This window comes from Pseudomonas sp. 58(2021) (assembly GCF_017491585.1).
GTDB lineage: Bacteria > Pseudomonadota > Gammaproteobacteria > Pseudomonadales > Pseudomonadaceae > Aquipseudomonas > Aquipseudomonas fluorescens_BT.
Map to the genome: position 1 here is coordinate 222,308 of NZ_JAFGYZ010000001.1, position 20,225 is coordinate 242,532.

The window sequence follows — 20,225 nt, forward strand, 5'->3', positions numbered from 1 at the left end:
TGGGGTGTTTTAGCAGAAACCGTCACGCCGCACGGGGATTGAACCCATGCAGATCAATGGATGTGCGCTGCTGGCCGATCAGTTCACTGAGCAACTGCCCGCTGCCGCAGGCCAGGGTGAAACCGAGCGCGCCGTGGCCGAGGTTGAGCCACAGATTGCGATACGCCGTGGCGCCCAGCAGCGGAACGCCGGTGGGGGTGGCCGGGCGCATGCCGGCCCACTCCACGGCCGCGTCGTAGTCGCCGGCGTCGGGAAAGGTGTCGCGGGCCTGACGCTTGATCAGCGCCAGCCGCTCGGGGTCGACCGCCGGGTCAAAACCGACGATGTCGACCATCGCCGCCACCCGCAGTTGTTCGCCGATACGGGCGTAGACGATCTTGCGGTCGTAGTCGGTGATGCTCACGTCCGGCGCTCGATGCTCGTTGCCGATCGGTACGGTCAGGCTGTAGCCCTTCAGGGGATACAGTGGCAGGCGCAGGCCGGGCAGCGCCAGCAACGGGCTGCGATGGCCGGCGGCGATTACCAGTTGTTCGACCGGCAGGGTTTCTTCGCCAAGTTCAATGGCCGTGACGGCGCCGTGACTGTGGCGAATGCCGGTGACTGCCTGACCGAGGCGAAACTCGCAGCGACCGGACGCCTTCAATCGCGCCGCCAGCTGCAGGCAAAAACCGTGACAGTCGCCGACTTCTTCATCCGGCGTGTAGATCGCGCCCACGAACGGCGCATCGGTCAGTGCCGGTTCCAGTTGCGCACATTCGGCGGCGGACAACACCTGCTGTTGCTGCGGATCGACGAGTCCCTTGCGCGCATGGTCGAAGCTGGCGGCGTTGCGAAAGGTCACCAGTTTGCCGTTGCGCCGCCAGTTGAAGCCGGCGAGTCCGTCGTCCTCGCGCCAGCGTTTCAGCGTGCGCTGGCTGAACAGCGCCAGACGCAACAGATGCGCGGCGTTTTCACGGTTGACCGAAGTGCGGCACGCAGCGAGAAACGAGGCCATCCAGCGCCACTGCGCCGGGTCCAGGCGCGGGCGAAGTTTCAGCGGTGAGTCGCCGCGCAGCATCCAGCCGATTGCCTGCAATGGCACGCCGGCGTCGGCCAGCGGCGCAACGTAGCGATAGGACAACTGGCCGCCGTTGGCGAAACTGGTTTCGCTGCCCGGCGACTGCCGCGCCTCGACCACCGTCACCTCGAAGCCGTCGCGCACCAGCGCCCAGGCCGTTGCCAACCCGATCACGCCGCCGCCGATGATGCACACACGCTGAGCCATGTCCGTCCTTAATCGTTCTTGAAGACGAGGCCGAGGTTAGGGTGAGGTGACAGGCGCCGAACAATGAATAAAGATGCCAAACCTATAAACAAAGGTTATGGGATCGTCATGCGCCTTCGTCATATCGAGATTTTCCAGGCCATTCGCCAGACCGGCTCGATCAGCGCCGCTGCGCAGTTGCTGCACGTCTCGCAACCGGCGGTGACCAAGGTGTTGCAGCACGCCGAGCAGCAGCTGGGTTTCCCTCTGTTTTTGCGGGTGCGCGGCAAGTTGCAGGCAACTCCCGAAGCGCTGGAGCTGGAGCGCGAAGTCGACAAGGTCACGGAAAGCCTGCAAGGCGTGCGGCGCCTGGCCCAGAGCCTGCGCCGCGAGCCCGGCCACAGCCTGCGGATCGGCGCGACTCCGGCGCTGGCGCTGTCGTTGCTGCCGCCGGCGATCCGGCAATGGACGGCGCAATTCCCGGACATCGCCTGCGAACTGTCGAGCGCCCACAGCCGCGAGCTGATGCAGAACCTGCTGATGCGCGAAGTGGACGTGGCCCTGACGTTGCAGTTGCCGGACCATCCGGGGCTGAAGGCCGAAGCGCTGGCCTCGGGGGTTCTGGTGGCGCTGGCGCCGAAGGGTTATTGGCCGGAGGAAGATGCCGGCCAGCCGTTGCCACTGATGGCACTGGCCGGGGCGCCGCTGATCGGGCTGTCCAGCGCCGATCCGCTGGCCGCGCGGCTCGACAGTTATCTGGAGGCGGTCGAGCCGCCACCCCGGGTGCGGATTGCGGTACAGACCTATTCGCTGGCGCGTGCGATGGTGGAGTCCGGCGCCGGGGTGGCGGTGATCGATCCGTTCACCGCGCTGGGGGCTTCGCCGACCAGCACCGTAATCCGCCCGTTGGCGCCGCCCTTGCCGATCACGCTGTACGCCGTGACCCGCGCCACCGAACCATCACCCCATACGCTGAATGATTTGCTGGAGATTTTCAGTCAGCGCGCCGGCGAACAACTCGGCCGCCTGATGGGCATTTAAAGGACGTAAAACAGAATCGCCACAAAGTGCAGCAGGCTCCCGGCGATCACAAACAGATGCCAGATCCCGTGGGCATGCCGCAACCGGTGATCAAGGGCAAAAAAGATGATCCCCACGGTGTACAGCACGCCACCCGACGCCAGCCAGGCAAACCCCGCCGTCCCCAGCGCGGCGATCAGCGGCTTGACCGCCACCAGCACGATCCAGCCCATCACCGCGTAGATCACGATCGACAGGATCCGCGCCTCCGAGCGCGGCTTGATTTCTTGCAGGATACCGATCAGCGCCAGGCCCCAGACAATCCCGAACAGCGTCCAGCCCCACGGCCCACGCAGGGTCACCAGGCAGAACGGCGTGTAACTGCCGGCGATCAACAGGTAGATCGAAAAGTGATCGACCTTCTTCATGATCGCCTTTTTACGCCCGCGCACGCTGTGGTACACGGTGGATGCGCTGTAGAGCACCAGCAAGGTAAAGGCATAAATCGCCACGCTGACGATCTTCCACGGGCTGCCGTCGAGGCTGGCAATCACCAGCATCCACACGCCCCCGACAAACGCCGCTACCGCCCCGACCAGATGCGTCCAGGCGTTCAGTTTTTCTCCGTGATACATGTGTCACACACCTCGATTTCATTACCGCAGCGCGCAAGGCTCGGGCCTTGAGCGTAAAAGCGCAATGTTTCCGTTCAACGCGGGCCTGTACCTGTCCTGATATTTGGGCACAATCGAGCGATACCAAGAAGAGTCCGCGCCATGCTGATCGACGAAGAATTGACCCTGAAGAAACTCGAGGTGTTCCTCGCCTTCATGCGCACCGGCAACCTCGCCCGCGCCGCCGCCGAGTTGCAGACCAGCAACGTCAGCGTGCACCGTGCGATCCATTCGCTGGAAAGCGCCCTGCGCTGCCCGCTGTTCAAGCACGAAGGCCGCAACCTGACACCGCTGGAAAGCGCTTATGTGCTCGAAGAGCGAGCGCAGAAGCTGATTCAGGACGTGGTCGAAAGCGTGCGCCTGACCCGCGAAGCCGCCGGATTCTCCGCCGAGCGCTTCAAGCTCGGCTCGCTGTATTCGCTCACGGTGAAGACCGTGCCACAGCTGATCATGGGCCTGAAGATCCGCCGCAGCGAACTCAACATCGACCTGATCCTCGGCTCGAACATCGACCTGCTCTACAAGCTGAAGAACATGGAAGTCGACGCGATCCTGGTGTCACTGGACGACACTGTCAACGACCCGGACTGCGAGCAGATCCCGCTGTTTTCCGACGACATCTTCCTCGCCACCCCGGCCGATTCGCGCTTCGCCCAACGCAGCGAAGTGGATCTGGCCGAGGTGCGCGACGAAACCTTCATTACCCTCACCCAAGGCTTCGCCACCCATCAGGACGGCATCCGGGTGTTCAGACAGGCAGGGTTCGAGCCGAAGGTGGCGATGCAGGTCAACGACATCTTCACCCTGCTGAGCATGGTCAGCTCCGGGGTCGGTTATGCGTTGCTGCCGGGGAGGATTGCGGCGGTGTACGAGAACCGGGTGAAGCTGATTCCGTTGCAGGAGAAGTACCGGTTGCAGCAGCACATCGGGGTGGTGTTTTTGAAGGCCAAGGAGCGGGATCCGAATTTGCTGGCGTTGCTGGCGGAATGTCGGATGTATGCGAATCGCCAGTCGGCGGTGTGATTAAAAGCAGATCAAAAGCTACCCCCTCATCGGAACGCCGCCCGCCCAGCCCTCTCCCCCAAGGGGGCGAGGGGGAAAGGGAGCAGATCGGGGGCTTTTCAAGACCTGAGTTCGAAATAAGAATTTCAGGTCGATGTATAGCGCATAAACAACTCGGTCAGTCCCCTCTCCCTCCGGGAGAGGGTTAGGCGGGCGGCGTTCCGATGAGGGCGCTTTTGACGTTCAGCCCACAATCCCGCGAACAATGAAGAACAGCAGCGAAGGCCCAAGCAGGCAGCCAAGCCCAGTGTGGAAGGTCGCGGTCAACGCCCCATAAGGCACCAACCGCCGATCCGTCGCCGCCAGCCCCGCCGTCACGCCGCTCACGGTCCCGGCCAGCCCGCCAAACACCATCGCCGAGCGCGGGTTATCCAGACCCATCCAGCGCGCCGCCACCGGGGTGCCGACCATCACCAGAATCGCCTTGATCAACCCGGTGGCAATCGACAGCGCCATCACATCCGAAGTCGCGCCAATCGCTGCGCCGGTCACCGGCCCGACGATGTAAGTCACCGCCCCCGCGCCGATGGTGGTCATGCTCACCGCATCGCGATAACCGAACGCGTAAGCCATGCACGCGCCGACAATGAACGGCAGGATCGTGCCCAGCAGCAGCGCAATCACCCCGATCATCCCGGCTTTCTTCGCCTCGGTTGCCTGCACTTCAAACGCCGTGGCAACGATGGCGAAATCCCGCAGCATCGCGCCGCCCATCAGGCCGATGCCGGAGAACAGCGTCAGGTCCGCCAGGCCCTTCTGCCCGCCCGTCATCGTCCCGCCGACCCAGGCCAGCACCAGACCGATGACAATGGCAATGGCCGAGCCGTGAATCCGCCCGAACGTCAAGCGTTTGGAGAGGATCACCGAAACCCACATGATCACGCCGACGAAGGCGAAGGCGGTGATCAGACCGTTGTGTTCCAGACCTTTTTCAATGAGATCCCACATGTCAGCGACCTCCTACCGGTGTGCCGACCGGGGAAATTTCCGCCGGCTCGTCGGGCAAGGGCTCGCCCTTGTGGGTGCGGCTGATCAGGGCAATCGTGCAGCCACAGACCACCACCGAACCAATCGCCGCCAACACCGCCACCGGGCCGCCGTGCAGGGCGGTGACGACGTTCTGCTGCGCGGCCATCGCCACCACCACCGGAATGTACATGGCGCCCCAGAAGCCGACGCCCATCTCGCAATCCTTGGTCATGCCGCCGCGTTTCTGCATCCACAACCGCGCGCAGATCAACAGGATCATGGCGATGCCGACCCCGCCGACGTTGGATTTGACCCCCAGCAGCACGCCGAGCAGGTCACCCATGATCACCCCTGCCAGCGTACAGATCGCCAGCAGCGCCACACCGTAAATAATCATTGTTGTAGTCCTCAAAGTGCATCGTCGAATTGTTTTTGTTGTTCGAAGCCTGAGTCGCGGCGGTCTAGAGTCGGCGGCTACCCTCCTCACGCAACAGCGCCTGCAAGGTGTCGAGCCGGGCACTGTCGAAGGCAGTGACGGTCCCCTGTTCGAACACCCGGCGCGCCAGCCCGGTCAGCACCGCACCGGGCGGCAGTTCGATCTGTAGACGTACGCCGCGCTCGTAAGCGCTTTGCACGGTGCCACGCCAGTCCACCACGCGGCACATGTTGAAGGCGAGATCGTCGCGCAGCGCCTCTACCTGGGTCACAGGCCTTGCGCGACTGCCGCTCAGGTAAGCGATTTTCGGTGTTTTCAGCTCTACCTTGGCGAAAGCTTCGGCGAGGGTTTGCGCAGGCTCATCCAGCAACGGGCAGTGCGACGGCACGCTGACCGCCAGCCGTTTTGCCAGACCGGCGCCACGAGCGCGTGCCAGCTCGGCGACCGCTTGCATCGCCTTGTCACTGCCGGCAATCACCACCTGGTTATCGGCATTGATATTGGCCAGGTACACCGGTGTTTCTGCGCCGTGCACCTGCGCCAGCAGCGTTTCGACGGTGGATAATTGCAGGCCGATGATCGCGGTCATGCCGAAGCCCTGTGGATAAGCCTGCTGCATCAACTCGCCGCGCAGGCTGACCAGATGCAGCGCATCGCTGAAGCTCAACGCCCCGGCGACCACCGCTGCCGGGTAGGCACCGATGGACAGACCGGCGACGTAATCTGCGGTGAGTCCGTCCTGCAACAACTGCCGCGAGGCCGCGACTCCGGCGATCAGCAGGCAGAGCTGAACCGCCCGAGTGCTGCGCAAGGCTTCGCTGGAATCCAGCCGCAAGACATCTTCAGCGAGGCTATCGCTGGCCTCGATCAGCGTTTCCCGAGGCAAACGCTGGAGCATGCCGGGCTGCTGCGCGCCCTGGCCGGGAAACACCAGCAGACTGCTCACGCTGCCTGCTCCTGCGGGTTCCATGGGTCGCTGACCAGACAGGCTTCATGGGCGTTTTTCAGCAGCACCCGCGAAGCGTTCCCGGCCCACTCGCGCAGGGCCACCGCGCCGAACGGTGTCTGCAATTGCAGGTCGACCCGGCAGATCGCCTGATCGAAAACCGCGACCAGTTTGCGTGCCTGATTGCGGGTGATGAGTTGCGGTGTACGCAGGATCAGATCGAGATCACTGGCCTGGTGCATGGCTGCAAAACCACTCGCCAGTTCAAACCCGACACTGCCACTGACGCCCCAGATCCAACCGCAATCATCGAGCACCGGCCGCAGCTGCCGCAGCGCCTGCATGACCGGCAGATCGCGCTCGCTCTCAACATCACAAAGCGCTTCAGGACTGACCCGACAGGCAATCGAGTCGATCGCCATGAACGCCGCCAACCGCTGCTCGCGCAACACTCCGCGCACGCCCACCGCCACGAATCCGTCTTCACTCAACGCCCGCCGCACCACCACCGGTTGCCCGGCAGCCAGCGAATCAATCGCCCACGGCGGCGCATCCGCTGGCAACTGTGCCGGCGTCATGCCCCACAGCAGGTCGTGGGCCAGAGGCGTGTTCACCACTGCGCCCTCAGCAGTTCACGTACACGACTGGAGGCTTCGCGATTTTTCGCGCCGAGACGATTGCTCAAATCCGTCGCGCCAATATCACCGATGGCCTGCTTCAGACATTCGCCGACCCGCGCCAGATCCTCCGCCGTCGGCTGTTCGATCTGCTGCACCGACAGGGTTTCCCAAAGCAATCCAAGGCTGGCGTAGCTGTCGATGTCATAGGCCATCGGCGGCACGCTGGAAGCCAGGGCTTCCAGCTCTTCAACGCTGCGCAAGGTCACCCGCGCTGCCGACGCCTTGCCCATCGCGTGCACCATCACCCCCGGATCACGCAGGGCGATCAAGCGGTTGGCCTGATAACCGTGGGCCAGAAACGCCCCGGACATGGCCTTGCCCACCAGCAACGCAATCACCGGATGCCCGGCCAGACGCGCGCGGGCATAAGCATCCGCCGCACCGGCCAGGGCCTGGTGAATGCCGAGGGCTTCTTCGCGGCGACCGTAAGCCTGGCTCGGCACATCGACGATGGCGATCAAGGCACGTTTTTGCGTCTTGTCGCGGTCGGCGGTGATCGCGTCATCCACCGCCTTGGCCAGCCCCCAGCCTTCGAGCAAACCGACTTCGCCGTTGCGAGCGCGTGGGAAACGGTTTTGCGGATCGGCGACCACCGCAATAAAGCGCCCAAGTGGGCCGTCAGCGACCTTCAGCGATGGCGGCAAACCTTCAACGGCATCCGCACCAGCGCTCAAGGCGTTGAACCAGTTCAAACCGCGCACGGAATAACCACTCATGAGCGCTCTCCTTGATACAGATCGCGAACCACCGAAGGCTCGATTTGCTTGTCAGTGTCCAGGCTCGTCAGGCGTTGCAGGAACCACTCGGCCCGTTGACTGCGCGGTTGCCTCGGCAGGCCTTGTTGCAGCAACTCGCCGACCTGCTGGCGAATCTGCGCCACGTCATCGGCGACATAACGATCCACCAGACCACTGGCAAACCGTTGCTCGCCACCGGTCAGGCTCCAGATGAAGGGCCGGTCGCGGGAGTCGTATTCCTCGATCCCGGCTTCCTGCTCGATCACCTGCGGGCCGTTCAGGCCGAGGCGTGCTTCCTGGGTCACCAGCAAGTAGCTGCACAGGGCGGCGGCAATCGACATCCCGCCAAAACAACCGACGCTGCCAGCCACCACGCCGACCACCGGTTGGTATTGCTGCAGATCGACAATCGCCGCGTGAATGTCGGCAATCGCCGCCAGCCCGAGGTTGGCTTCCTGCAAGCGCACGCCACCGGTTTCCAGCAGCAGGATGGCGCGGGTCGGGATGCCTTTGCGGTTGTCTTCGGCGGCCAGTTCCAGCGCGCCGGCTATTTTGGCGCCACCGACTTCACCGAGGCTGCCGCCCTGAAACGCGCCTTCGATGGCAGCGATCACCACCGGTAAACCGTCGAGGCTGCCCTTGGCGATCACCACACCGTCATCGGCCTGGGGCACCACGCCCTGACGTTCGAGCCATGGCGACATGACGCGTTGAAACGGATCGAGCAGTTCGCGGAAAGTGCCGGCGTCGAGCAAGGCTTTTGCCCGCTGCCGCGCGCCGAGTTCGACGAAGCTGTGTTTGTGCAGAAGTGCCGAGGTGTCAGTCATGGCCGATCTCCTCGAAGCCTTGTTCCAGGCGCAGGCGCACCACGCCCGGGGTCGCGCCGAAGTCGTGGATATCGATGGCCATCGCCGGTGGCGTGGTGCCGTCGAACATCCGCGCAAACAGATGCTGCCAGCGCAGCTGCGCGCCGTTGACCGAAGTCTGGACGTTGATCGTCAGCTTGCCGGCCAGGCCCGGTTCGATAAGCACTTCCAGATCGCCCGAGCCGACACAACCGACCAGCGCCCGACCGCGTGGCGGCTGCCCGGCGGGGAATTCAAAGGATAAGGTTTCCATCAAAACGCTCCCTGAAGGATGCCGTCGCGCTCGACCCGGTCGAGCAGCAGCGTGGCGGCGAGCAAGTCGGCGGCGCCACCGGGCGAGGCATTCAATGCGATGAGTTGTTGATCCAGTTCGTGCAGGCGGCGGCGACCGGTGAGGCTGGCGCTGCCCCCGGCGTCGAGCACTGCCTGGGCGCCGTGTTGCATGGCGTGCAAACCCTGTTCACCGGCGCGATACAGCACGCAGGTGTCGGCGAGGTCGGTCATGATCGCCAGCAAGCCATCGAGCCGGGCGTTCTGTTCGCCATGGCCGGCGGCGCGGCTGCGTTTAAGCTGCGGCAGGCCACGCTGCACCACGGACGGGAAGCCGAGCTGCGCTTCTTCCCGGGCACCGCGAGCGCCGTAGCGCTGGGCGACTTGAGCGCCATGGCTCAGCGGACGCGGCGCATAACGATCATCGAGCAACGCCAGACGCGCAGCGCGCAGAGTGACGGCGCCGGCGCTGGTGGACTTCGTCTCCAGCGCAGCAGCCGTGACCAGCAGGCCCAACGCCCAGATCGCCCCGCGATGGGTGTTCACGCCGTGGGTGGTGGCGAGCATCGCTTGCTCGCCTTCCCGTCCGATGCGGCCAATGGCTTCGCGCAACGGCAAGCCGATCTCGCCGAACTCGAGCGCGGCCTCGGCCATTTCCTTGAACGCCGGCCACAACGCCAGCGCCGAGGCGTGCATCAATCCCAGGTGCAGATCGGTGTGCGCGCCATTGCCGCGACGGTCGACCAGCGCCGGTTTCGGCGACAGATCGGCTTCGTCGATCAGCGCGTCCACGGCCAGATCCGCCAGCCGTTCCGCGAGGGTGATGGTTTTCGGTTGCAGGTTGAGTGCGTGCATTACCAGCTCCTGAACTTGGCGGGCGGGTTGTAGAGGCCGCCGGACCACTCGACCAGATCGGCCACGCTCTTCGCCGCGAGCAGTTCGCGAGTGGCGTCGGTGCGGCGGATACCGAGGTCTTCGGGCAAGGCGATCAAACCTTCGCGGCGCATGCGTTCGGTGTCTTTCGGGTTGTGGCGCAGGCCGATGGCAGTGACGCCGGCGACTGCGGCGATCATCGCCTGGCGCTCTTCCAGCGAGCGCGCCTTGTACAGGTAGGCGATGCCTTCTTCGGTGAGCAGGTGAGTGACGTCGTCGCCGTAAATCATGATCGGCGCCAGCGGCATGCCGCTTTTCTTTGCCACCTCAACCGCATCGAGGGTTTCGACGAAGGTCGGTTTGCCGCCCTCCTGGAAGGTCTCGACCATCTGCACCACGAGTTTCTTGCCGCGTTCGAGCATCGGTTGCTGCGAGTCGTCATGGCGCATGTCAAGCCAGGCCGGAGTACCGTGACGACGGCCGCGCGGGTCGTGGCCCATGTTTGGTGCGCCGCCGAAACCGGCGAGACGGCCACGGGTGACGGTGGAGGAATGGCCATCGCCATCGACTTGCAGGGTTGCGCCGATGAACAGGTCCACCGCGTATTGCCCGGCCAGTTGGCAGAACATCCGGTTGGAACGCAGCGAGCCGTCGCGCCCGGTGAAGAACACATCGGGCCGGGCGGCGATGTAGTTTTCCATGCCCAGTTCGGTGCCGAAGCAATGCACGCTTTCGACCCAGCCGCTTTCAATCGCCGGGATCAGGGTCGGGTGCGGATTGAGCGTCCAGTTGCGGCAGATCTTGCCTTTGAGGCCGAGTGATTCGCCGTAGGTCGGCAGGATCAGTTCGATGGCGGCGGTGTTGAAACCGATGCCGTGGTTCAGCGACTGCACGTTGTGTTTTTCGTAGATCCCGCGGATTGCCATCATCGCCATCAGCACGTGCACAGGCTTGATGTGGCGAGGGTCGCGAGTGAACAGCGGCTCGATGTAGAACGGCTTGTCCGCCACCACCACGAAATCGACCCACGATGCGGGAATATCCACCCGGGGCAGTTCGCTGACGTCGTCCACCAGTTGATTGACCTGGACGATGACGATGCCGTCGCTGAAGGCGGCCGGTTCGATCAGTGCCGGGGTGTCTTCGGTGCTGGGGCCGGTGTAGATGTTGCCGGCGCGGTCGGCCATGAAACCGGCCGAGAGCACGACGTTGGGGATCAGGTCCACCACCAGCCGGGCGTAGAGTTCGATGTAGGTGTGGATCGCGCCGATTTCCAGCAGTCCGTCTTCGAGCAACTGGCTGATGCGCAGGCTCTGGGTGCCGGCGAAGGAGAAATCGAGCTTGCGGGCGATGCCGCGTTCGAACAGGTCCAGATGCTCGGAGCGACCGACGCTGGGCATGATCATGTGCAGATCGTGGAGTTTTTCAGGATCGGCCTTGGCCAGCGCACGAGAAAGGAAATCCGCCTGCTTCTGGTTGTTGCCCTCCAGCACCACACGGTCGCCCGGATGAATCAGCGCTTCCAGTGCCGCGACAATTTTGTCGGTGGGCAACACCGCACCGTCGGCCAGCCCGCGCACCTTGTCGAGGCGCCGCTGCTTCTCGTCGCGCCGCCGCGTCCAGCGCGAGTCGGGGGAAATTGTTGTTGTCATGCTCACTCCACGGGGTTCGCTGTCGTGGAGCTACCTTAGGAGTGTCGGGTGGGGGCATCAATCAAGCGCGATGTTGAATCATTACGGTCAGCGTAATGATCAAGAGCTGCCCCTCACCCTAGCCCTCTCCCGGAGGGAGAGGGGACCGATTGGGGGATGTTCGATAGATTCACCGACCTGAACGTGTTGCAGTGAATCCATAATCGACTGGTTATTTCAGGTCGATGGATAGCGCCAGACACCTCGGTCGGCCCCCTCTCCCTCCGGGAGAGGGCTGGGGTGAGGGGGAAACCGGGCAACCCAAAATTCAAGCGAACTCAAACCAGCCCCGCATCCAACAACAACTTCTCCAGTGCCAACAAATCCGGCACCTTCGCCACCTGTTCCCCGACCTGCACCGCCGCCTGCTCCAGCGCACACAGAGGCACGTCGACATAGCTCAACTGGCTGTCGAGCTTGTACGAGCGCGGAATCCCCTGCACCAGCAAGGCGATGAAGCGCAGCGTCGGCAATCCGCCCAGAGCGTTGAGGATGACGATCCGTGCCCGTTCGCCGATGACGATCTTGTTGCCGCACGCCGACTCGAAACTCAGCAGCGGAATCTGCCGCTCGCGCCAGGTCACCCGGCCCAGATACCACGGCGGGGTATCGAGGTCGAAGGCGCTGGACTGGTAGTCGATCAGCTCGGCGACGGCGACGTTGGGCAGGATCAGGTTGCGATCGGCCAGCGGCAACAACAGCCCGGTGAGCTGACTGCTGCGTTGATTGTGGCGCCGCTCATGCATGTTTTTTGCTCCACAGGGCAATGCTTTCGAGCAGCACCGATTCCTGGTACGGCTTGCCGAGGTAGTCGTTGACGCCGATGGCCATCGCCCGGTCGCGGTGTTTCTGCCCGGTACGCGAGGTGATCATGATGATCGGCAAGTGTCGCAGGCGCTCGTCGTGGCGCACCTGGGTCGCCACTTCAAAGCCGTCCATGCGCGGCATTTCGATGTCGAGCAGCATCAGGTCCGGCATGTGTTCTTCCAGCAGCAGCATCGCATCGACCCCGTCCTTGGCGGTCAGCACGTTCATGCCGTGGCGTTCGAGCAGACGGCTGGTGACCTTGCGCACGGTGACCGAATCGTCGACCACCATCACCAGCAGCGGCTTCTGCGGCTCGCTATCGATCTCGTGACTGGCCGGACGCTGCGGCAATCGCGCCTGCATGGCGCGGATCGGCGCCAGCAGATCGAGGATCAGCACCACCCGGCCATCGCCCAGGATCGTCGCCCCGGACACGCCCTGCACCGATGCGAACTGCGGGCCGAGGCTTTTGACCACGATCTCCCGGGTGCCGGCCATGGCATCGACCTGCACCGCAATGTGCCGCTCGTTGCACTGCACCAGCAGCACCGGCAGCGGCAGGCTCTGGCCAATGAGTTTCGGGCGCGGCGCGGTTTTCAGCAGCTCGCCCAGATAACACAGTTCATATCGCTGGCCACCGTACTCGTAGCGCGGCGGATCGTGACGGAAATGCCCGTCCAGTTCGTTCGGCAGCACGCGGACGATGCCGTCGATGGTGTTCAGCGGAATCGCGTATTGATCCTCACCGCACTGCACCATCAGCGCACGGTTGACCGATACGGTGAACGGCAGGCGAATCCGGAAATGCACGCCCTGCCCCGGCACCGAGTCGATGCTCATGGTACCGCCCAGTTGCCGCACTTCTTCGTGAACCACGTCCATGCCCACGCCACGACCGGAAATCTGGGTGATTTTCTCGGCGGTGGAGAAGCCCGGCTGAAGGATGAACTGCAACACTTCGCGGTCGCTGATTTCCGCGTTCGGCGCCAGCAGGCCGCGCTTGATCGCCTTGCGTCGAACGGCATCCAGCGGCACGCCAGCGCCGTCATCGCGGATGTCGAAAACGATGTCGCTGCCCTCGCGGGACAGGTCGAGGCTGATCTGGCCCTGGGCGGGTTTGCCCGCTGCCAGTCGCACGTCGGCCGGTTCCAGGCCATGGTCGACGGCATTGCGCAGCATGTGTTCCAGCGGCGCGGCCATGCGTTCGAGGACATTGCGATCCATCTCCCCTTCGGCGTTGCCGACGGTGAACGCCACGTCCTTGCCCAGCTCTTCGGCGACCTGCCGGACGATGCGTTTCAAACGCGGCAACATGCGTTCGAACGGCACCATGCGCGTGCGCATCAGGCCTTCCTGCAACTCGGTGTTGATTCGGCCCTGCTGCTGCAACAGGTTCTCGGCGTCATGGGTGCGTCGGTCGAGGGTTTCCTTCAGGTCCAGCAAGTCGGAAGCGGACTCGAACAGCGCCCGTGACAGTTGCTGCAACTGCGAGTGACGGTCCATTTCCAGCGGGTCGAAATCTTCGTAACCGAGGCGTTCGGCATCCACTTGCTGACGGCTGAGAATCCGCCCCTGGGTTTCGGTATCGAGCCGGCGCAACTGATCGCGCATACGCTCGATGGTGGTTTCCATCTCGTTCAGGGCGGTCTGTGCATCGCTGACCTGCTGCTCGATACGGCCACGGAAAATCGACGTTTCGCCCGCGAGGTTGACCAGGTCATCGAGCAGTTCGGCGGAGACCTTGACCATGTCCGCGCCGGCCTCGGCAGCGGTCGCGGCGGGCTCGGCCTTCACCGGTGCCGGCAGCATCGGCGCAGGGGCTTCCACCGTCACCGGATGGCTGAAATTCTGGATCGCACTGATCAGCCGATCCGCTGGCGGGCACGGCTGGCCGGCGCGCACCGCATCGAGCATCTGCGCCAACCGGTCATGGCCGCGCTGCAACAGGGCAAACAGTTCGGCGCTGCCCTGCAGGGTGCCGGAGGACAGGCTTTCGTAAAGGTATTCCAACTCATGGGCGAGGTCGCCGATCGGGCCGATCTCCACCATCCGCGCGCCGCCCTTGAGGGTGTGCAGGTCGCGCAGCAGGGTTTCCACTTCCTGGCGGTTGCCGGGTTCGGCCTGCCAGCGCAGCAACGCGGCACCGGAGTTTTCGATGATGTCGAAACCTTCTTCGAGGAAGATCTCCAACAGCTCCGGATCGTGTCCGGTGCCGTCATGGCTGGCGACGGCGGGCGGTGTTGCGGGGCTGCCGGCCTGGCCCTGACGGAACTGGCGGATCGCGTCGATCAGGTCCTGCGCCGGTTTCAGTGGCTGAGGGTCATGCAGCTCGTCGAGGAACAACGCCAGGCGGTCATGGCATTGCAGCAACAGTCGACCCAAGGCGTCGCTGTGGTTGTAGCGGCGATCCACCAGGCCTTCGTAAAGGCTCTCCAGCTCCTGGGCCAGGTCGCCAACGGCCTCGACCTCGGCCATTCGTGCCCCCCCCTTGAGGGTGTGCAGATCCCGTTGCAGCGACGACAGCGGCGCAGCGTTTTCCGGGTCGTTCAACCAGCGCTGCAAGGCTTGTCCGGCGCTGTCGAGAATGTCCACCGCCTCTTCGAGGAAGATCTCGACGATCTCCTCATCCGGGGCGATCCCGGTGGTGCTTTTTTGCAGTTCGGCGGTGGCGCTGCCCAGCTCTGAAATACTCAGGGTACGACTGCCATCGCTGCGAATCAGGCCCATGGCCGATGGGTCGAGGCCTTCGTCGAGCAGTTCGTGCAGTGCACGGATGCGCTGCGGTTGCGGGGTGATTTCCTGGCCGGCGGCCAGTTCGTCGAGCATGTTGATCAACGCTTCGTGGGCCTGCTGCGCCTCATGGAAAAACCGTTCGCTGACCGCCAGGCTGCTTTCTTCCACCGCGCCATACAAATCGAGCAAGGCTTCGCACAACACATCCACCGGCAGCAGGTCTGCCAGGTGCGCGCCCTCGCCGAGGGTCGTCAGTTCATCCAGCAACGCGCTGAGTTCCTGGCGTTCTCCGGGGTGCTGCTGCCAGCGCTGCAGGAGGTTTTCGGCGTCGAGCAGGATGTCCATGCCCTGGGCCAGGAAGTTGTTGATCAGCTGTGGATCACGCTTGACCCGCAAGCTGCTGCTCGGCGTGTTGAGGATGGATTCCAGCCGCTCACTCAGCAGGGTTTCGGTGCGTTTGATCAGCGACTGCGCACCGACAATCGGCGCCAGCGGATCGTGCTTGAGCTGGCGCAGACCGACGCGGAACAAGCCTTCGGCTTCCAGCAACAACTCCACTTCGTCCAGGTCCAGCGCCAGTTGATGGGCCTTGAACTCCCGGGCCAGTTTGTCCAGCGGCGCCGCCAGTTCGGCAATCGGTAATACGCCGGCCATCGACGCACTGCCCTTGAGGGTGTGCAACGCTCGCTGCAACTCGTCGCTGGCCTGCAACGGCACATGCTCGGCGGCCTGATCGAGAAAACGATTGAGGCTGGCGAGGTGAGTTTCGGCTTCGTTGCGGAAAATTTCCAGCAACAGCGGATCGAGCGCCGCGACGTCTTCCACGTCTTCGGCCGGTAGCGGTGTATCACCCTTGGCCAATGCGTGAGCGCGAGCCGCCAGTTGATCGACATCCTGACGCTGGCGCTGGTGGTTGATGGCGAATTCGGCAATCAGGTCCGGCAGCAACAGCAACGTATCGGCCAGCAATTGCTGCACCGCCGGCCCAGGTTCAATGCTGTGCTCCAGCACGCGGTTGAGCAGGTTTTCCACGGCCCAGGCCAGTTCGCCGAGAACCAGTGCACGGACCATTCGCCCGCTGCCTTTCAAGGTGTGAAAGGCCCGGCGCAGTTCACTCAGGGCTGCGCTGTCCTGCGGATCGGCGTTCCAGCGCGGCAGGTAGTCGCGCAGTACATCGAGCACTTCCTCGGTCTCTTCGAGGAACACTTCACGCAACTCATCGTCCACCGGTTCTTCATCGGCCGGTGGCGGCAGCAGACTGCCGGGTGTGGTCAGCGCGGGCGGGTTGACCGCCGACACCGGGCTGGCCAGCACATCGGCCAGCGACTGGGCGATTTGCGGGTCATCCAGCGCTTGCAAGTCCTGCATCACCAGCGCTTCGCCGGGGCTGAGAACGTCGTCGAGCAGTGGCACATGCTGTTCGCTGGGCGGTTCGTCAGGAAAGTAGCCGAGGCTGGCCAGGCTTTTCTGCGCGACATCCAGCAGTTGCTCGCTCGGTGCCTGTGGGTCATCGGTCAGACGTTCGAGGTAATACTCGATACTGGTGATGACATCCGCGAGGTGGTCCAGTTGCTGCCAGCCCGGCTCGTGCGGGTCGAGCAGCAGATGCTCGCGGATAAAACCGTTGCAGGCTTCCAGCAGGCTCGCCGCACGCGTCAGCGGAATCATTGCCAGCGCACCTCGCACCTGGGTCAGCAGCGCCGGCAATGGTTGCAGTTGCTGGCGATCCCAGTCGGCGTCGATGTAGTCGACGATCATGTCCTTGGCCTGTTGCAGGCAGATGCGTGCTTCCTTGATCACGATTTGATGGATCTGCGTCAGGTCGGTGGTTGGCAGCCGCGAGTCTTCCGGGCTCTCCGGTTCCACCGTGCCGACCATCCCGGCCAGGGTCGCTTCGACGTAAAGCAAGGCGCCGGCGACGTCCATCAGCGTGGCGTCATTCGGTTCGCGCTGGCCCTGAACGAGGCTGAGCACCACCGCCAATTGATCGATGATGACTTTGCGCGGCTGGCCGAAACCAAGCACCGCCAGGGTGTCGGCGATCTGCCGCAGCGGCGCCAGCAGGCTGTCCAGATCCGAGGTGTGCTGGCGGTCGCTGCGCACGAACAGATCGAGGCGTTCCTTGACCCGCACCAGCTCTTCGCACAGCGCCGCGAGCACCGAGCGCATGGCATCGCGGTCGGGGCCGGCCAGGCGCGCGCGTTCTTCGTCGACCATCGCGCTGTCGGGCAACGCGTCGTCCAGGGAGTAGCGATCTTTCATGGTCAGCATCTGCCCGGTGGGATGTTCGGCTTTGGCAATGTAGAACAGCAGGCTTTTGAACAGCTCGGGTGGCGGTGGCTGGTTGAGGCCGGCCATGCCTTGTTCGAGCAGGCGCTTGAGCTCCTTGTCGGCGTCCTTGAACAGGCTGCGCAGGGCCGGGCTGTTGGCGATCCGGCCTTCACGCATGCCCTCGACCAGCGCCGAGGCGACTTGCCACAACGGACTCAAGGGTGCATCGCCGCTCAGGGCTTCGAGGCGGGTGAAGACTTTGCTCAGGTAACCGAGGTGCGTCTGGTCGTCCTGTTCGCGGAGCAAGCCCACCAGCGCCATCTGCAACATTTGCCGCAACTTGCGCAGCACATTGGGCAGATCCGCCGGTTCCAGCAGGGCCAGCGCTTGCGGGCTCAAGGGCGGCAGTTCGGGCAATTGCGGGCTGAACAGGCTGGTCTCCGACAACAGGCTTTCGCCCCGGGCGCTGCGCAGATCGTTGATCAGCGGCAGCACCACCAGCGGCAAATCACGGCGGGCGCCTTGTACGCGATCAAGGTAAGTCGGCAATTGACCAAAGGCCTGCAACAGCAGGTGCAAGGCTTCGTCGCGGTGACTGACGCGGTCGTTCAGCAAGGCTTCGACCAGATGCTCCATTTCTTCGGCGAGCAGTGCCGCGCCGTAAAACTCGACCATCTGCAGACTTCCGTGCACCTGATGGATGCATGTCAGGCACTCATCGAGGCCGGGCACCGACTGCGGATCGTCGAGCACGGCTTCGATGGCCTGATGCGCCTGCCTCAGCGTTTCGGCAATTTCACCCTTGACCCATTCGAGGGCCACGTAGTCGTGCCGGTCACTCATAACCACTCCGCTCGACATGAACTCGCCCGCAGGCCTCACGCCTTGTCCGTGGCGGGCGCTGGCGCCGCCGGCAAGGTGAACCCGGACACCGAACGCCGCAACTGGCTGGCCATTTTCGCCAGGTTGCCGATGCTTTCAGCGGTAGCCGTGGAGCCGGACGAGGTCTGCGAGGTGATCTGCTGGATCACGTTCATCGTCAGGGAAATCTGCCCGGCCGAAGACGTCTGCTGCTGCGCCGCGTTGGAAATGCTCTGGATCAGCGCTGCGAGGGTCTTGGACACGCCTTCGATTTCTTCCAGGGCCACTCCGGCATCCTGCGCCAGCCGCGCGCCGCGCACCACTTCGGTGGTGGTCTGCTCCATGGAGATCACGGCTTCGTTGGTGTCGGTCTGGATCGCCCGCACCAGCGTCTCGATCTGCCGGGTCGCGGCGGACGAACGTTCTGCGAGCCGCTGTACTTCGTCGGCAACCACCGCGAAACCGCGCCCGGCGTCACCGGCCATCGAGGCCTGAATGGCCGCGTTGAGGGCGAGGATGTTGGTCTGGTCGGCAATATCGTCGATCAGGCTGACGATGTCGCCGATCTCCTGGGACGACTCGCCCAGGCGTTTGATGCGTTTGGCGGTGTCCTGGATCTGTTCACGAATGTTGTCCATGCCATGGATGGTGTTGTGCACCACCTCGTTGCCCTTGTTGGCGATCTCCACCGAGCGCTCGGCCACCGCCGAGGATTCGGCGGCGTTGGCCGACACCTGATCGATGGACTGGGCCATGTCGTTGATCGCAGTCGAGGCCTCGGAAATCTGCTGGGCCTGATGCTCCGAAGCCTGGGCCAGGTGCATGGCGGTGGCCTGGGTTTCCTGTACCGCTGCGGCGACCTGGCCGGCGGTGAGGTTGATGGTCGCCACCAGGTCGCGCAACTGGTCGACGGAATAGTTGATCGAGTCGGCGATGGTCCCGGTGAAGTCTTCGGTCACCGACGCAGTCACGGTCAGGTCGCCGTCGGCGAGGTCTTCGATTTCGTCGAGCAGGCGCATGATCGCGTTCTGATTGCGTTCATTCTTCTCGGCGGTCTCGCGCAACTGACGGTTGGTTTCCCGAACCATGACCATACCGATCAGGATGATCGATGCCAGCGCCAGCAGGCCCAGCACGTAGCCGCCGATGGTGTCGGTGCTGCGCCCCCCGGCGAGGTTCTCGAAACCGCTGGCCAGGTGCGAGGCTTCGTCGAGCAGGGTCTGCGACAGGCTGAAGATATTGGTGGCCGATTCACGGACCTTGAACAATTCCGGCGAGGTTTCGAGGATTTCATCCACCGAACCCGAGACGAACTGGAACAGCTCGGAAATCTCGCTCAAACGCGCACGGGCGTCGCGGTCTTCGACCTGGCTGACTTTCAGCGTCGGGTTGCCTTGCAGCATGCCGTTGAGCACCTGACCGAAACGCGCGGCATCACGACCGAAGGCATCGGCCGCCTGTTGCGAGTTTTCGTCGCCGGAAAGCACAGTGTTGACCGCGCCGAGGATCCGCTCGGCCAGCAGCGACTGCCGCTGGGCCATGGCGACCTGCGCCGCCGGAGCGCCGCGCTGCAGCAGGATCTCGACGACTTTTTCGTATTCGATCTGCAACTGCGGCACGGTTTCGGCCAGGGTCGCGGCGACCTGATGCAGGGACAGTACGGTCTGTTCGCTGGACAGGATGGCATCCGTGTTTTTCAGCAGGCGTTCCCAGTCCAGCTGCACGGCGCGCATTTCCGGGCGCACGGTGGACGGCGCCGGCGGCAGGCCGGTGGCAGGGTCGCCTTTCTTCAGGTAGCCCCAGCGCTGGGCGAAATCGTTGCGCGCATCGCTGAGCAGCTTGAACGCGGCAGCCTTTCCGGCCGCCGCCTCGGTGGCGTTCTTGGCGATCCGCTGTGACAGCACCCGCAACTCGCCGGCGTGGCCGATGTACTGCTTGTCGTAATTGGCCTGGGTGTTGAGGTAAGCGAAGTTGGCGAACAGCAGCATGATGAACACGATCAGCGCGATGAACAGCACGATGATCTGCGAGCGGCTGCGCGAGCCTTCTGCGGGCTTGCTGGTTTTTGCTTTGATCATCGGTCCTC

The 20,225-nt window shown here is 63.8% G+C and carries 16 protein-coding genes; 2 read left to right on the forward strand and 14 right to left on the reverse strand.

Translation table 11 applies throughout. The features are described from left to right. Nucleotides 1-22: 22 nt before the first annotated feature. On the reverse strand, nt 23-1,264 hold the full coding sequence (locus J5M72_RS00990) for a D-amino acid dehydrogenase (protein WP_207863780.1): 1,242 nt from the start codon (nt 1,262-1,264) through the stop codon (nt 23-25). Nucleotides 1,265-1,372: 108 nt separating this feature from the next. On the opposite strand from J5M72_RS00990, the gene J5M72_RS00995 reads away from it, so the two are divergent. Further along, nucleotides 1,373-2,284: a LysR family transcriptional regulator gene (locus tag J5M72_RS00995; protein WP_169432281.1), complete on the forward strand. Its 912-nt coding sequence runs from the start codon at nt 1,373-1,375 to the stop codon at nt 2,282-2,284. Here J5M72_RS00995 and J5M72_RS01000 read toward each other — a convergent pair. Further along, nucleotides 2,281-2,898, reverse strand: a complete 618-nt coding sequence (locus J5M72_RS01000) for a hemolysin III family protein (protein ID WP_011336351.1) — start codon at nt 2,896-2,898, stop codon at nt 2,281-2,283. The genes J5M72_RS00995 and J5M72_RS01000 overlap by 4 nt on opposite strands. Before the next feature lie 141 nt (nt 2,899-3,039). Here J5M72_RS01000 and J5M72_RS01005 point away from each other — a divergent pair, with 141 nt between their 5' ends. Next, the gene (locus tag J5M72_RS01005) at nt 3,040-3,960 is read left to right on the forward strand and encodes a LysR substrate-binding domain-containing protein (RefSeq protein ID WP_115079492.1); all 921 of its coding nucleotides are present in this window, start codon (nt 3,040-3,042) and stop codon (nt 3,958-3,960) included. Nucleotides 3,961-4,182: 222 nt separating this feature from the next. Here J5M72_RS01005 and madM read toward each other — a convergent pair whose 3' ends face one another. The 12 genes from madM to J5M72_RS01065 all read right to left on the reverse strand — a co-directional run bounded on the left by madM (nt 4,183) and on the right by J5M72_RS01065 (nt 20,217). Beyond that, nucleotides 4,183-4,947 (reverse strand): malonate transporter subunit MadM, encoded by a 765-nt coding sequence (gene madM / locus J5M72_RS01010; RefSeq protein WP_007953314.1) that lies wholly within the window; start codon nt 4,945-4,947, stop codon nt 4,183-4,185. A gap of 1 nt (nt 4,948) precedes the next feature. Then, nucleotides 4,949-5,365: a malonate transporter subunit MadL gene (madL, locus tag J5M72_RS01015; RefSeq protein WP_007953315.1), complete on the reverse strand. Its 417-nt coding sequence runs from the start codon at nt 5,363-5,365 to the stop codon at nt 4,949-4,951. Between the two features lie 64 nt (nt 5,366-5,429). Further along, a complete protein-coding gene (gene mdcH, locus J5M72_RS01020; protein ID WP_207863781.1) occupies nt 5,430-6,350 on the reverse strand; it encodes a malonate decarboxylase subunit epsilon in 921 nt (306 codons plus the stop codon). Next, the gene (locus J5M72_RS01025; RefSeq protein WP_169432285.1) at nt 6,347-6,967 is read right to left on the reverse strand and encodes a malonate decarboxylase holo-ACP synthase; all 621 of its coding nucleotides are present in this window, start codon (nt 6,965-6,967) and stop codon (nt 6,347-6,349) included. Before J5M72_RS01025 ends, mdcH begins: the two co-directional genes overlap by 4 nt. After that, nucleotides 6,961-7,746, reverse strand: coding sequence for a biotin-independent malonate decarboxylase subunit gamma (gene mdcE, locus J5M72_RS01030; protein WP_207863782.1), 786 nt, complete (start codon nt 7,744-7,746; stop codon nt 6,961-6,963). Before mdcE ends, J5M72_RS01025 begins: the two co-directional genes overlap by 7 nt. Then, nucleotides 7,743-8,594: a biotin-independent malonate decarboxylase subunit beta gene (locus J5M72_RS01035; protein WP_207863783.1), complete on the reverse strand. Its 852-nt coding sequence runs from the start codon at nt 8,592-8,594 to the stop codon at nt 7,743-7,745. The genes mdcE and J5M72_RS01035 overlap by 4 nt, the downstream gene beginning before the upstream one ends. After that, nucleotides 8,587-8,886: a malonate decarboxylase subunit delta gene (locus J5M72_RS01040; protein ID WP_007913697.1), complete on the reverse strand. Its 300-nt coding sequence runs from the start codon at nt 8,884-8,886 to the stop codon at nt 8,587-8,589. The genes J5M72_RS01035 and J5M72_RS01040 overlap by 8 nt, the downstream gene beginning before the upstream one ends. Beyond that, on the reverse strand, nt 8,886-9,758 hold the full coding sequence (locus tag J5M72_RS01045; protein WP_207863784.1) for a triphosphoribosyl-dephospho-CoA synthase: 873 nt from the start codon (nt 9,756-9,758) through the stop codon (nt 8,886-8,888). Before J5M72_RS01045 ends, J5M72_RS01040 begins: the two co-directional genes overlap by 1 nt. Next, a complete protein-coding gene (gene mdcA, locus J5M72_RS01050; protein WP_011336360.1) occupies nt 9,758-11,428 on the reverse strand; it encodes a malonate decarboxylase subunit alpha in 1,671 nt (556 codons plus the stop codon). The genes J5M72_RS01045 and mdcA overlap by 1 nt, the downstream gene beginning before the upstream one ends. Nucleotides 11,429-11,745: 317 nt before the next feature. After that, on the reverse strand, nt 11,746-12,213 hold the full coding sequence (locus J5M72_RS01055) for a chemotaxis protein CheW (protein ID WP_207863785.1): 468 nt from the start codon (nt 12,211-12,213) through the stop codon (nt 11,746-11,748). Then, on the reverse strand, nt 12,206-18,121 hold the full coding sequence (locus J5M72_RS01060) for an Hpt domain-containing protein (protein ID WP_207863786.1): 5,916 nt from the start codon (nt 18,119-18,121) through the stop codon (nt 12,206-12,208). Before J5M72_RS01060 ends, J5M72_RS01055 begins: the two co-directional genes overlap by 8 nt. A gap of 35 nt (nt 18,122-18,156) precedes the next feature. Beyond that, the gene (locus tag J5M72_RS01065) at nt 18,157-20,217 is read right to left on the reverse strand and encodes a methyl-accepting chemotaxis protein (RefSeq protein WP_207863787.1); all 2,061 of its coding nucleotides are present in this window, start codon (nt 20,215-20,217) and stop codon (nt 18,157-18,159) included. Nucleotides 20,218-20,225: the final 8 nt, after the last annotated feature.